The organism is Luteibacter sp. 3190, assembly GCF_031456385.1.
In the GTDB taxonomy this organism is placed as follows: Bacteria; Pseudomonadota; Gammaproteobacteria; order Xanthomonadales; family Rhodanobacteraceae; genus Luteibacter.
The window spans coordinates 1,373,379-1,386,380 of the sequence record NZ_JAVDUO010000001.1; the positions used below are offsets into that span (position 1 = coordinate 1,373,379).

14 protein-coding genes and 1 riboswitch are annotated in these 13,002 nt (G+C 66.8%); of the genes, 6 read left to right on the forward strand and 8 right to left on the reverse strand.

The window, feature by feature from the left end:
* Window positions 1-41 precede the first annotated feature (41 nt).
* From dkgB to J2X58_RS06330, 3 genes are all read left to right on the forward strand, one after another.
* Window positions 42-845: a 2,5-didehydrogluconate reductase DkgB gene (gene dkgB, locus J2X58_RS06320; RefSeq protein WP_310047058.1), complete on the forward strand. Its 804-nt coding sequence runs from the start codon at window positions 42-44 to the stop codon at window positions 843-845.
* A 62-nt stretch (window positions 846-907) separates the two neighbouring features.
* Window positions 908-1,174, forward strand: coding sequence for a hypothetical protein (locus tag J2X58_RS06325; protein ID WP_090053139.1), 267 nt, complete (start codon window positions 908-910; stop codon window positions 1,172-1,174).
* Between the two features lie 130 nt (window positions 1,175-1,304).
* Complete coding sequence (locus J2X58_RS06330) at window positions 1,305-1,580, forward strand: hypothetical protein (protein ID WP_090053138.1); 276 nt, start codon at window positions 1,305-1,307, stop codon at window positions 1,578-1,580.
* Window positions 1,581-1,638: 58 nt separating this feature from the next.
* Here the strand turns inward: J2X58_RS06330 and J2X58_RS06335 are convergent, their stop codons facing one another.
* The 8 genes from J2X58_RS06335 to J2X58_RS06370 all read right to left on the reverse strand — a co-directional run bounded on the left by J2X58_RS06335 (window position 1,639) and on the right by J2X58_RS06370 (window position 9,322).
* Window positions 1,639-2,040: a hypothetical protein gene (locus tag J2X58_RS06335; protein ID WP_310047061.1), complete on the reverse strand. Its 402-nt coding sequence runs from the start codon at window positions 2,038-2,040 to the stop codon at window positions 1,639-1,641.
* 53 nt (window positions 2,041-2,093) lie between these two features.
* Window positions 2,094-3,815: a ubiquinone-dependent pyruvate dehydrogenase gene (gene poxB / locus J2X58_RS06340; RefSeq protein WP_310047062.1), complete on the reverse strand. Its 1,722-nt coding sequence runs from the start codon at window positions 3,813-3,815 to the stop codon at window positions 2,094-2,096.
* Window positions 3,816-4,181: 366 nt separating this feature from the next.
* Entirely contained in the window at window positions 4,182-4,961 is a 780-nt protein-coding gene (locus J2X58_RS06345; protein WP_310047064.1) for a thiazole synthase, read from the reverse strand.
* A 2-nt stretch (window positions 4,962-4,963) separates the two neighbouring features.
* The gene (gene thiS / locus J2X58_RS06350; protein ID WP_310047065.1) at window positions 4,964-5,158 is read right to left on the reverse strand and encodes a sulfur carrier protein ThiS; all 195 of its coding nucleotides are present in this window, start codon (window positions 5,156-5,158) and stop codon (window positions 4,964-4,966) included.
* Window positions 5,155-6,150, reverse strand: coding sequence for an FAD-dependent oxidoreductase (locus J2X58_RS06355; protein WP_310047066.1), 996 nt, complete (start codon window positions 6,148-6,150; stop codon window positions 5,155-5,157). The genes thiS and J2X58_RS06355 overlap by 4 nt, the downstream gene beginning before the upstream one ends.
* A complete protein-coding gene (gene thiC, locus J2X58_RS06360) occupies window positions 6,134-7,957 on the reverse strand; it encodes a phosphomethylpyrimidine synthase ThiC (protein ID WP_310047067.1) in 1,824 nt (607 codons plus the stop codon). The genes J2X58_RS06355 and thiC overlap by 17 nt, the downstream gene beginning before the upstream one ends.
* Window positions 7,958-8,016: 59 nt before the next feature.
* Window positions 8,017-8,123, reverse strand: a riboswitch (TPP riboswitch).
* A gap of 174 nt (window positions 8,124-8,297) precedes the next feature.
* Window positions 8,298-8,732 carry a pyridoxamine 5'-phosphate oxidase family protein gene (locus J2X58_RS06365; protein ID WP_090178620.1) on the reverse strand — a complete coding sequence of 145 codons (435 nt, stop codon included), beginning with the start codon at window positions 8,730-8,732 and terminating at the stop codon, window positions 8,298-8,300.
* A gap of 110 nt (window positions 8,733-8,842) precedes the next feature.
* Window positions 8,843-9,322 carry an AraC family transcriptional regulator gene (locus J2X58_RS06370; protein ID WP_310047068.1) on the reverse strand — a complete coding sequence of 160 codons (480 nt, stop codon included), beginning with the start codon at window positions 9,320-9,322 and terminating at the stop codon, window positions 8,843-8,845.
* Window positions 9,323-9,597: 275 nt separating this feature from the next.
* On the opposite strand from J2X58_RS06370, the gene fumC reads away from it, so the two are divergent.
* Genes fumC through mqo form a run of 3 tightly spaced genes read left to right on the forward strand, consistent with a single transcriptional unit; the run spans window position 9,598 to window position 12,953 of the window.
* Window positions 9,598-11,046 carry a class II fumarate hydratase gene (gene fumC / locus J2X58_RS06375; RefSeq protein WP_310047070.1) on the forward strand — a complete coding sequence of 483 codons (1,449 nt, stop codon included), beginning with the start codon at window positions 9,598-9,600 and terminating at the stop codon, window positions 11,044-11,046.
* A gap of 12 nt (window positions 11,047-11,058) precedes the next feature.
* The gene (locus tag J2X58_RS06380; protein ID WP_310047072.1) at window positions 11,059-11,454 is read left to right on the forward strand and encodes a cupin domain-containing protein; all 396 of its coding nucleotides are present in this window, start codon (window positions 11,059-11,061) and stop codon (window positions 11,452-11,454) included.
* Window positions 11,451-12,953, forward strand: a complete 1,503-nt coding sequence (mqo, locus tag J2X58_RS06385) for a malate dehydrogenase (quinone) (protein ID WP_310047073.1) — start codon at window positions 11,451-11,453, stop codon at window positions 12,951-12,953. The genes J2X58_RS06380 and mqo overlap by 4 nt, the downstream gene beginning before the upstream one ends.
* The last annotated feature ends 49 nt before the right edge of the window (window positions 12,954-13,002 follow it).

The following is a 13,002-nucleotide window of genomic DNA, read 5'->3' on the forward strand; positions in this document are numbered from 1 at the left end:
ATGCGTGCAAAGTATTCCCCGGTTCGCAACGAGGAATACCCATGACCCTTCCCACCTTCGGCGTCGGCACCTTCCGCCTGACCGGCCAGGCCGCCGTCGATTCCGTCTCCACAGCGCTCGAACTCGGCTATCGCGCCGTGGATACCGCGCAGATCTACGGCAACGAAGCCGATGTCGGCAAGGCGATCGCCGAAAGCGGCGTCCGCCGCGACGATCTCTTCGTCACCACCAAGATCTGGACCGACAACTACAGCCGCCGGAAGCTCGTTCCGAGCCTGCGCGAAAGCCTCGACAAACTGCGCATGGACCATGTGGACCTCACGCTGATCCACTGGCCCGCGCCCGGCAACTGCATCGAATTGCCGGAGTACATGGAGGCGCTGGCGGAGGCGAAATCGCTCGGCCTGACCCGCCAGATCGGCATCTCGAACTTCAACATCGACCTCACGCGCCAGGCCATCGCCGCGGTGGGCGCCGACGCGATCGCCACCAACCAGATCGAACTCAGCCCGTACCTGCAGAACGCACGGCTGACCGCGTTCCTCGCCGCGCAAGGCATTCGCGTCACGTCGTACATGACGCTCGCCTACGGAAAGGTCCTCGCGGATCCGGTGCTCGCTCAGATCGCGGACAAACATCGCGCCACGGTGGCGCAGGTCGCCCTCGCCTGGGCGCTGCGGCTCGGCTACGCGGTCATCCCCTCGTCCACGAAGCGCGAGAACCTCGCCAGCAACCTGCTGGCCCGCGACCTGCGCCTCGACGACGACGACATGGCCCGTATCGCGCGCCTCGAGCGGAACGGCCGCGAAGTCAGCCCGGCCGGCCTCGCGCCTGTCTGGGATTGATCCACCCGGCATACGCCGCCCGTCGGATGTCCTCGGCCAAGCCATGGGCCTAATCTCGACCCATGGCTACCGTCGACACCGAAATCGTCCTGACCCGCGCTCACCTCGCCCTGGAGGCGTCCGCCGTGGGCAACGCCATCCTCGACGGCGACATGGACGAAGCCCGGTTCCGCGCGCACCTGGTGCGCAAGCAAGCCCAGGATCTCTGCCTCGACGACGTGGCCCACGCCGCCCTGCTCGTCATCGTCCTCCTGCCACCCGAGGCCCGGCTTCCCAGCCGCGGTATAGGCCGGGCCCTGCTGCGACTGTGCAACCTCTTGAAGATGTGAATGCCGCAAGACGGCGTGGTGTCTTCGCCGCTGAACGATTCACAGACATGAAGGCCGATTTCATGGACTGACCGGCTCCTGAAAACGTGACGCACGTCACGCTGCCGATATTGCATATCGGAGTGTTGCCGTGTCGCTGAGTCCCGCGTCCTCCATCGTCATCGACCTCCTCCTCATGTCCGACGCCGTCGCCGAGGGAAACGTCTCCGACGTGCGACGTCTCGCGCGGCGCATCCAGCAGACCGCCGAACCGACGCGCTTCGTGCGCGTCGCCCGGCATGCCCGGCATATCGAGGAAATCGCCAGCGACGGCGTGAAGGAAGACGAGCTCGCCTCCGCCATGCGAAAACTGCTGCGAGAGTCGGAGCACGAGATCGCCGGCTTCGGGCATATCCTCTATTCCTGAGCGCCGAATGGCCCTGACCTTGTCACCGCTCCCGCCCGAAGCCGGTATTGGCTGGCATTCACGTCGATGCCGCATGGACCGCCCATCGGCGCAGGCGCCGTCCGATCCGTCGTCCGGCATACGCGCCGAAAGGCGGATCGACCGTCATCGTGGCGGGCACCACGCTGCGTTCCGCGTTCGCGACATTGGTGGCTTCGACCAGGAGCCCGAGCTGCGCGATCGCGGTGAGCGAGCGCTCGCCAAGAGCGACGAAACGTATCGAGCGTTTCTTTACCTGCACGGCTGCGAGCAACGACGCGCAGGCGTCGTTCATCGCGATGGCCCGAAGAAAGCGCACGCGCCACAAGGCGGAGGGCGGGTGGTTGAGTACCGCCACCAGCCCCTCGCCCCGGCTCGAATCGTTCGCCGGATCGAAATCGATATAGAGAATCCTGATGTCTTTCCTGATGCGAGCGACCATCTGCCCCTCCCTTCGCGTGATGCCGGACCCATGGGCCGTGACGGCAGGTTCCGTCAACGCACCAGGTTCACCCGGGCGAGATCGATGAGTTCCTTGCCGCGGCCGTCCATGACAGCCCGGAGCAGGAACATGCCGAAGTTGTAGGACTCCTCGAACGTCTTCGCCGGAGGCAGCACCAGTTCCTGCCGCGCCGAGACCACGTCCAGCAGCGCCGGTCCGTCGTGCTGAAGCACCTCGGTCAACGCCGCCTGGAGGTCGTCGGGCTTCTCCACGCGGACGCCCTTGATACCCATCGCGGATGCCATCGCCGCGAAGTTCGGGTTCTTCAGGTCCACGCCGACGTCGACGAACCCGCCCGCCTTCATTTCCATCTCGACGAAACCAAGCGTACCGTTGTTAAGCACGATGACCTTGACGGGGAAACCGTGCTGGATGAGGGTCACGAACTCGCCCATCATCATGGTGAAGCCGCCATCGCCCGACAGCGAGATGACCTGGCGATCGGGATGCGTCGCCTGCGCGCCGATGGCCTGGAGCATCGCGTTCGCCATCGAGCCGTGATTGAACGAACCGAGCAGTCGCCGCTTACCATTCATCTTCAGGTAGCGAGCCGCCCACGCGACCGGCGTTCCGACATCGCAGGAGAAGATCGCATCCTCCTTGGCCAGCTCGCTGACGACGCGCGTCACGTACTGCGGATGCATGATGCTGCCACCCGGCCGGCTCTCGGCGAGCGCGTCGAGGTCCGCTCGCGCCTGCTTATAGTCCTTGGTGGCCGCGTCGAGATGGCGGCTGTCGGACTTGTCATGGATGAGCGGCAGCAACGCCTTCAACGTCTCGCCGACCGAGCCGAGCACGCCGAGTTCGAGTCCGCAACGGTTGCCGAGTGCTTCCGGTCGCACGTCGATCTGCACGATGCGCGCGTGTTCCGGATAGAACTGCCGATACGGGAAATCGGTGCCGAGCAGCAGCAGCGTGTCGCATGCCTTGATCGCCTTGTAGCCCGACGCGAATCCGAGCAGCCCGGTCATGCCCACGTCGTGCGGATTGTCGAATTCGACATGCTCCTTGCCGCGCAGCGAATGGACGACCGGTGCCTTGAGCTTGCCAGCGAGCTCGACCATCTCGGCATGGGCGCCGGCCGTCCCCGCGCCGCAGAAGAGCGTGACGTTCGTCCCTTCGTTGAGGATGTCGGCGACCCGGCGCAGGTCGCTTTCGGCGGGAACGAGCACGGGCGTCGACGGCACCAGCCAGCGGGGCACGGGTGCCGACAAGGGGCGAAGCGCGATGTCACCCGAAAGCACCACGACCGCGACACCCTTCTTCGCGACGGCGGTGCGCATGGCGCGCAGGAGGACCTGCGGCAGCTGGTCGGCCTGGTTGACCAGCTCGACGTAGTGGCTGCATTCCTTGAACAGCTGCTCCGGGTGCGTCGCCTGGAAGTAATCGATGCCGATCTCGGTGCTCGGGATGTGCGCGGCGATCGCCAGGACGGGGACGCGGTTCCGGTGGGCGTCGAACAGGCCGTTGATGAGGTGGAGATTGCCGGGGCCGCAGCTGCCGGCGCAGACGGCGAGTTTCCCGGTCAGGTGCGCCTCGGCGCCGGCCGCGAAGGCCGCGCTTTCCTCGTGGCGCATGTGGATCCATTCGATGGAACCCATGCGCCGCAGGGAATCGGTGAATCCGTTGAGGGAATCGCCGACCACGCCGTAGATTCTCTCTACGCCGGCCGACGCCAGCGCTTCCGCCATATAGTCCGCAGCCTTTCTCGTCATGGTCTTACCTTGTGATGGGTGGGTTGCGCCAACCGACAGGCGTGCCACGGGCACGTCATGCAGCGCGCCGGAGCGGCATGGACACTCGTCGTCGACGACACAGATTGAAGTCTGCCCGGCACAAATATCTTGGGCCTATCCCCCGCATGGGGTGCGCATTTGGACAACGCATCCCTCGTGCGCAAGATGCGACAACCGCACGAACGTGGACCATCGGGACGACAGCCGGTGCGGCAGGCGTCCGTTGCTGGACGCGGTCGCTATCGCCTGGCCTGCGCCGTCACGCAGGCACCCGGGCCGGGGGCTAAGCGGGAACACCCATCGCTGGACAGGCCGCCCGGGTCATCATCGCGTTTCCCGACACACTCACGTCCACTGCGCGAGCCCCATGACCGGCGTCGATGGGGACGCCATGTCGCGTTCGCCCATGGGGCCGGCAAGCCACGCCGAGCGCCCCGCGCCGACGGCCGCGGCGAACGCGGCGGCCATTCGCACCGGGTCGCCGGCACGTGCGACGGCGGTATTGAGCAACACGGCGTCGAAGCCCATTTCCATCGCCGCCGCGGCCTGGGATGGAAGACCGATCCCGGCGTCCACGATGAGCGGCACGTCCGGAAAATGCGCGCGCAGCGTACGCAGCGCATACGGGTCCGTGAGGCCCCGGCCGCTACCGATCGGCGCCGCCCAGGGCATCAGCACGCGACAGCCGGCATCCAGCAGGCGGCCCGCGACGCCCAGATCGTCGGTCGTGTACGGAAAGACTTCGAAACCCTCCGCGCAGAGGATCCGCGCCGCCTCCACCAACCCGAACACATCGGGACGCAACGTGTCGTCGTCGCCGATCACCTCCAGCTTGATCCATGGCGTATCGAACAGTTCGCGCGCCATGTGGGCGGTCGTCATCGCGTCCTTCACCGTGTGGCAACCCGCCGTGTTCGGCAGGATGCGACAGCCGAGCCCCTGGACCAGCTTCCAGAACGGCTGGCCGCCGCTGGGCCCACCGGACTCACGTCGCAGCGACACCGTGACGATCTCGCTTCGCGCGGCACGGACCGCATGCTCCAGACAAGCCGGCGACGGGTACTGGGCCGTGCCGAGCAGGAGTCGCGAGGATAACCTGCGCCCGTAAAGGTCGAGGTCGTCCATCGTCATCCTCCCTGCATCGGGGCGAGCACTTCGACGTGATCGCCATCGTCGAGGCGCGTCTGCTCGCGCTGGCTACGAGGAACGAAGCAACCGTTGACGGCGGTGGCCACGGCGGCGTCCGACAGCGCCATGCGCTCCAGCAACGCGGCGAGGTTCGCCACATGCGGCTGCGCCTCGCCATTGACGAAGAGGGTCATGCGGCCTCCGCGTAGCGTGCCGACAACCGGTCGCCCAGCCTTTCCGCATACCACGGCGAAAGCAGGAACCCGTGTCGGTAGAGTCCGTTGAACGCGGTCACCCTGCCCCTCTCGACCAGTCGCGGAAGGTTGTCGGGAAACGCCGGGCGAACGCCCGCGCCGAGCTCGACGATTTCAGCGTCGGCCAGCGCGGGATGCAGCGCGTAGGCGGCGTTGAGCAGCTCCACCGCGGAGCGCACGGTGACCGGATGCCCGTCCGGACTTTCGACCGTGGTGGCGCCGACCATGAGCAGACCGTCGTCGCGTGGGACGATGTATACGGGCGTCCGTGGATGCAACAGCCGCACGGGACGCGACAGGCTTACGTCGCGGCTTCGCAGGATCACCATCTCGCCACGCACGCCTCGCAGGTCAGGCAGATCGTCGAACGCCGCGAGGCCGCGGCAGTCGACGACAGGTACCCCGTCGAAGTCGTCGGGCCGCACGTCGCCGTCGTATTCGATGCGCCCACCGTCACGCTCGATCGCGGCGGCCGCCGCGAGAAGCGCCTTGCGCGGATCGAGGTGCGCCTCGTTGGCGAACCACAGCCCGCGACGGAAGCGGCCCGCGAGATCCGGCTCGAGCGCGGCGATGCCCTCGCCGTCGACCCACGCGTGATCGCGGGTCCGCATCGCCATGCGCTCGAGCTCCGCGCCATCGCGAGGAAGCGCGAGCACGAGGGTGCCCGCCTGCGTGACGGCGGGAACCTTCGCGGGCCACCATGTCAGGGCGAGCCGCCCCCGCTCGCAGACGACGGGCTCGGCGCCATCCATCTCGCAGAACGGTGCGAGCATCCCGCCGGCCATCCACGAACAGGCATCGCGCCCGATTGCGGGGGTCCGCTCGTAGATGCTGATCCGTGCGCCGCGTGCCGACAGGGCCAGCCCCGCGGACAGACCCGCGACGCCCGCTCCAATGATCGCCACGGGCATGCCTTCAAGCGGCCGGGACATACAACGCTCCACCGCCCGCGAGGAATTCCTCGGACTTGGACGCCATGCCGGCGAGCGCCTCGGCATCCTGGCGAAGATCCTGCGAGATCTTCATCGAACAGAACTTCGGACCGCACATCGAACAGAAGTGGGCGACCTTGTGCGCGTCCTTCGGCAACGTCGCATCGTGGTACGCGCGCGCCGTGTCGGGGTCGAGCGCGAGGTTGAACTGGTCTTCCCAGCGGAACTCGAAGCGGGCGCGCGAAAGCGCGTCGTCACGCAGCTTCGCGGCCGGATGGCCCTTGGCGAGGTCGGCCGCATGCGCAGCAATGCGATAGGTGATCACACCGACCTTCACGTCGTCCCGGTCGGGCAGCCCGAGGTGCTCCTTCGGCGTGACGTAACACAGCATCGCCGTGCCGAACCAGCCGATCATGGCCGCGCCGATACCGGAGGTGATGTGGTCGTAGCCCGGTGCCACGTCCGTCGTCAGGGGCCCGAGCGTGTAGAACGGCGCCTCGCCGCACGACGCGAGCTGCTTCTCCATGTTCACCTTGATCTTGTGCATGGGCACATGACCCGGTCCTTCGATCATCACCTGACACCCGTGCTCCCACGCGATGCGCGTGAGTTCGCCCAGCGTTTCGAGCTCCGCGAACTGCGCCGCGTCGTTCGCGTCGGCGATCGAGCCGGGCCGCAGTCCGTCGCCGAGCGAAAGCGACACGTCGTACTGGCGGCAGATCTCGCAGATCTCGCGAAAACGTTCGTACAGAAAGCTCTCGCGATGACCCGCGAGGCACCAGCGCGCCATGATCGACCCGCCGCGGCTGACGATCCCGGTAACACGGCGAGCCGTCAGCGGCACGTGCGCGAGCCGGACGCCCGCGTGGATGGTGAAGTAGTCCACCCCCTGCTCCGCCTGTTCGATCAGCGTGTCGCGAAAGACCTCCCAGGTCAGCTTCAGCGGGTCGCCGCCGACTTTCTCGAGGGCCTGGTAGATGGGGACGGTCCCGATGGGCACGGAAGCGTTGCGCATGATCCACGAGCGGATGTTGTGGATGTTCCGCCCCGTGGAAAGATCCATCACGGTGTCCGCGCCCCAGCGCGTCGACCACACGAGTTTCTCGACCTCCTCGGCCACGCCGGAACTGACGGCCGAGTTGCCGATGTTGGCGTTCACCTTCACGAGGAAGTTCCGGCCGATCACCATCGGCTCGAGCTCGGGATGGTTGATGTTCGCCGGCAGAATCGCACGTCCACGGGCGATCTCGCTGCGCACGAATTCCGGTGTGACGAACGCGGGAATCTCCGCCCCGAAGTCCTCGCCATCCGCGCGGCGCGCATCGGCATCCTCGAGCGCCATCGTCCGGCCGAGATTCTCGCGAAACGCCGCGTAGACCATCTCCTCCGTCACGATGCCCGCCACCGCGAACTCGAACTGGGTGACCGGCTGCCCGGTGCGTCCGCGACGCAACGGCACGCTGGCGGGACACGCCGCCACGACGGCGTCGGCGCTCTGGCTGCCATTGTCTTCGGGCCGCACGGGCCGCCCCTCGATGCGTTCGAAGTCGCGGCGCTCGATCCACGCTCGTCGCACGTGCGGGAGGCCCTTCGCCAGATCGATGACCACCTCGGGATCGGTGTACGGCCCCGACGCGTCGTACAGGTTCAGCGGCGCTTCCTTCGGATCGCTCAGGACCACCTGGCGGAACGGGACGCGCATGTCCGGGTAGCCCGGCGGCGAAAGATGGATCTTGCGCGACCCGCGGATCGGGCCGGTGGTGACATCGGCCGGTGCGGCGTGGCTGGATGGCGTGCTGGAAATCATGGATCTCTTCTCCTGGACGATGGGAGATCCGGGTGACGATCGTCAGGGCGCACGCCCTCGGCGCGCTGCATTCCCGTCCCTTCGCCGGCATGACCCGGATCAGGTTCAAAGGGTCCGGCTGCCGCCATCTCAGCCCTGCCAACGCAGGACACCCCTCGGAACGGGTCAGAGCCTACCGCAGATTTTCGGCACGGCGAAAGCCCCCGGATGAGGCACCGCGTGAAGATCGGATCCGGAAGGCGACGAACGTTACGACGGCCAGGTTGGAGCGCACCTGGGCGCGATCGGGCGCTCGCGAGAGGCCCCAATCGCGCCCAGGTGTGCTCCTACAGGCGGACGATCAGGGAATGATCTCCCCCTCGTCCATGCCGTCCCACCACGTGATCCGGACGGCCTTCACCTTGATCAGCACCAGCCCGGGTGTGTCCACGCCGTCCTTGAACCAGCGCTCCAGATCGCTCTGCCAATGGCGTTCGAGTTCCGCCTTTTCGCGAACGATCTGCCCGCGACCCTCCACCGCCACGAACAGCGGCGGCTTGCCGAGCAGCGACTTCGAACCGGTGAACGACAGCGCCACGGCGGGATTGGCCTCGATCTCGCCGACGACGTGCGTCTCTTCCAGCGAGAAGAACCAGCTGTCGCCGTCGTACTCGACGTCGCCGTTGTTGCTCATCGGGCGTCCGGCGATCTCGCCGTTCGCCGCATGGGTCTGCAGCATCGCGAAGTCGATGCCAGCCATTTTCTTCGAGAGGTCTTCGAGCGTCTTTATCGTCATGGGGGTCTCCTTGGTACGAAGAGACTGCGATGCGAAACGGCAGGACACCGTGAAAAGCGGGTGGTGCCAAAGTGGTCACACGGCGCGGTGACCGCGAGTCGTCCCGCATGTCAGACGGAGGCGCCCTGTTCCTTTCGATAAAGGTTCGGCGTCGTGCCGACCGCGGCCTTGAAGGACCGCGTGAAATGGGCCTGGTCGTTGAAGCCGCATGCCACGGCGATCTGCGCCAGCGTGTCCGTGGTACCGACGATCTGCCGGCACGCATGCTCGATGCGCTTCTTGTGGCGCCAGCGATGCGGGCTTTCACCGAACGTCGCCTTGAACGCGCGGCTGAAATAGCCCCGGGAGAGACGGCACGCGGAGGCGAGGTCCGAGATCGACAGGTTGTTGTCCAGGCGAGCGAGCGCGACCTTCTCCACGGTAGCGACCTGCCACGGCGCCAGTCCGTTGTGCGTGCCGGGCCGGGCCCGTACCGAAGCGGCGTGCCGGTGGAGCCGGAGCGCCTGTTCGATGTAGTAGGCGCAAGCGCGGCGGTCGGCGCGCTCCGTGTCCGCGATCTGCCGCAGCGCGAGCTGGAGCAGCCGCTGCACATCGTGTATCGGGGAACTTCCAACGCCCGCGGGCGCCGATGGAAGTGAGCTGTCGATTCGCATGAGGGTCACCATCTTCAGTGGTCGAAGACGGACCCGATGCTATCGAAGCGCCTTCTCCGTTTGACCCCCTGTATGGGGGGGCGCGTCGTCGATCGGCGAACCTTGCGTCGCATAGAAAAATCGTCCGCTTCCGCTTCCTTCAAGCCGCTTCGGGGCCGCATGACCTAGCCTCCGGGAGGCATCCCGCTCACCGCCTGACCGAGGAGACCGCCTTGAACGACACGCCAAGCCTGCGTCCCGTACCGATCGGAATCGATGCCACGGGTCGCCGCGAAGAATTCGATAGCATGGGAAAGGTTTCCGTGCCGGCCGACCGCTACTGGGGTGCGCAGACCGAGCGCTCGTTGCACCATTTCGACATCGGCGGCGACCACATGCCCGTCGCGGTCTACCGCGCGTACGGGTACGTGAAGAAGGCCTGCGCACTGGTGAACGCCACGGCGGGACGACTGCCGGCGTGGAAGCGCGACGCCATCGTGCAGGCGGCCGACGAAGCCATCGCGGGGAAGCTCGATGCGCACTTCCCCCTGTACGTGTGGCAGACAGGGTCGGGCACGCAGTCGAACATGAACGTCAACGAGGTGCTGTCGAACCGCGCGATCCAGTTGCTCGGCGGCACGCTCGGGACGCAGCATCCCGTCGGCCCGAACGACGACGTCAACATGGGCCAGTCGTCCAACGATACGTTCCCGACCGCCATGCACGTCGCGACGGTGCTCGCCATCGACGAGCAGCTCATCCCGGCGGTGACGCGCCTCGTCGAGGTCATCGAGCGCAAAGCCAACGAATGGATGACGGTGGTGAAGATCGGCCGGACGCATCTCGAGGACGCCGTGCCGCTGACGGTCGGCCAGGAATGGCATGGCTGGGCCGGCCAGCTTCGCGCCTGCCTGGAGGCTATCGAAGCGACGCGTGGCGGGCTCTATGAACTGGCCGTGGGCGGCACCGCCGTCGGCACCGGACTGAACGCGCCGCCCGGGTTCTCGCGCGACGTCGCGGCCAGCGTGGCGACATTGACGGGCAAGCCCTTCGTCACCGCGCCCAACAAGTTCGCGGCGCAGGGATCGCTCGACGCCATGGTGCGTGCGTCCGCGGGCCTCAGGGGCCTGGCGGTCGCGCTGATGAAGATCGCCAACGACATGCGCTGGCTCGCGTCCGGTCCGCGCTGCGGACTGGGCGAACTGAAGTTGCCTGACAACGAGCCGGGTTCGTCGATCATGCCCGGCAAGGTCAATCCCACGCAGTGCGAGGCGATCGTCATGATCGCGATCCAGGTGCTCGGGAACGACTCCGCCGTCGCCATCGCGGGCAGCCAGGGCAATTTCGAACTCAACGCCATGCGGCCGGTGATCATCAACAACGTGCTGCATTCCATACGCATCCTCGCCGACGGCTGCGACCGCTTCCGCGAGTTCTCCGTGGAAGGCACCGCGATCGTGCCGGAGAAGATCGCGCAGTACGTCGCGGGCAGCGTGATGCTCGTGACGGCCCTCTCGCCCGTCATCGGCTACCAGAACGCCGCGCACATCGCCGAGAAGGCCATCGCCGACGGAACAAGCCTCAAGGAGGCCGCGCTCGCCTCCGGGCTGGTCGACGAAGCGCTGTTCGAGAAGACGATCCGCCCGCTGGACATGGTCGGCCATGGCCTGGCCGGCGCCTGAAGGAGCACGACGATGATTCGATGCGTAAGAATGTGGACGGGGCCCGACGGGAACTCGCTTTTCGAGGAAGGCGAGCTCGATATCGGTGCGGGACTGCACGGCCGCGCGTCCGGCCTGCCCATCGCGGTCCGCGAGCTCTCGTTCCAGGAGACGGCGACGGGCGGTTCCTTCGAATGGCACCAGGACCCGCAGCCCCAGTTCGTCATCACGCTCGCCGGCACCGTGGAATTCGAGGTGAAGTCCGGGGCGACGTTCACGATCCGTCCGGGCGACGTGCTGATCGCACAGGACGACTCGGGCAGCGGCCATCGCTGGCGCCTCATCGGAAACGAACCGTGGCGGCGCGCGTACGCCGTCTATGACGCGAACACCCCACTCCATTTCACGGCGAAGAGGAACGAGGCATGAGCCAGGACAACGCGGCGCGCGTCGACGTGCTCCTCATCGGCGCGGGCATCATGAGCGCCACCACCGGCACGCTGCTTCACGCGCTGGATCCCACACTGAAGATCGCCGTGGTCGAGCGGCTCGAGGACTGCGGGCTGGAGAGCTCCATGGCCTGGAACAACGCCGGCACGGGGCATGCGGCGAACTGCGAGCTCAACTACACGCCGAAACGTGCCGACGGGAGCGTCGACATCGCGGAGGCACTGAAGGTCAACACCCAGTTCGACGTGTCGCGGCAACTCTGGGCGCACCTCGTCGAGAGCGGCGCCATTCCCGATCCGCGCGCTTTCCTGCACCCCTGCCCGCACATGAGCTTCGTTTGGGGCGAGGAAAACGTCGCGTTCCTCAAGGCCCGGCATGCCGCCATGAGCGCTCATCACTGCTATCGGGGCATGGAGTATACGGAGGACCATGCGCGGATCGCCGAGTGGGCCCCGCTGATCATCGAAGGACGCGACCCGGACCAGAAAGTCGCGGCGACCCGGATCGTCACGGGCACCGACGTGGATTACGGCGCCCTGACCCATCTGCTGATCCACCATCTGCAGGGCGATGGCGTCGACGTGCACTACGATAGCGAAGTCACCGCGCTCGAACGTGCAAGTGACGGACGCTGGAACGTGACCTTCGGGAATACCTCGGACGGCACGCCACGGAGCCTGTCCGCGCGCTTCGTGTTCATCGGTGCCGGCGGTGCCGCGATCCGTCTGCTGCAGAAGTCCGGTATCCCGGAGGCGAAGGGCTACGGTGGCTTCCCGGTGAGCGGCATCTGGCTGCGTTGCGACGTCGACGAGGTTTCGGCGCGGCATCACGCGAAGGTGTACGGCAAGGCGTCCACCGGCTCGCCGCCGATGTCCGTGCCGCATCTCGACACGCGCGTGATCGACGGCAAGACGTCGCTGCTGTTCGGTCCCTATGCCGGCTTCTCGACCAAGTTCCTCAAGCACGGTTCGCCGGCCGACCTGCTCGAATCCGTCACGGCGCACAACATCCTTCCGCTGCTGTCCGTGGCGAAACAGAACGCCTCGCTCGAGGAGTACCTGATCGGCCAGGTGTTCCAGAGCGCGCACCACCAGTTCGAGATGCTCCAGGCGTTCTTCCCGAACGCGCGGCGGCCTCAGTGGAAGGAAGCTGTGGCGGGCCAGCGGGTGCAGATCATCAAGCCGGACGACGGCGACCATGGCGGCCGGCTGATTTTCGGTACCGAGCTCGTGGCCGCGGCGGACAAGTCGCTGGTCGCCTTGCTTGGCGCCTCGCCCGGCGCGTCCACCGCCGCGGCGATCGCGGTGGAAGTGCTGCAGACATGCTTCCCCGATCGACTCACGGAGTCCGCGTGGCTGCCGAAGCTCCGGGCGATCTTCCCTACCTACGGCATCGACCTCACGAAGGATGCGGCAGCGTGCGATGCCACGCGGGCGGCCACCGCCGCCGTGCTGAAGATCGAGAACGTCGGGCCCTGAACGCGTCGGGCGGCGGACGAGCGATGGCCCGTGACCCGTCGGGGAAGCG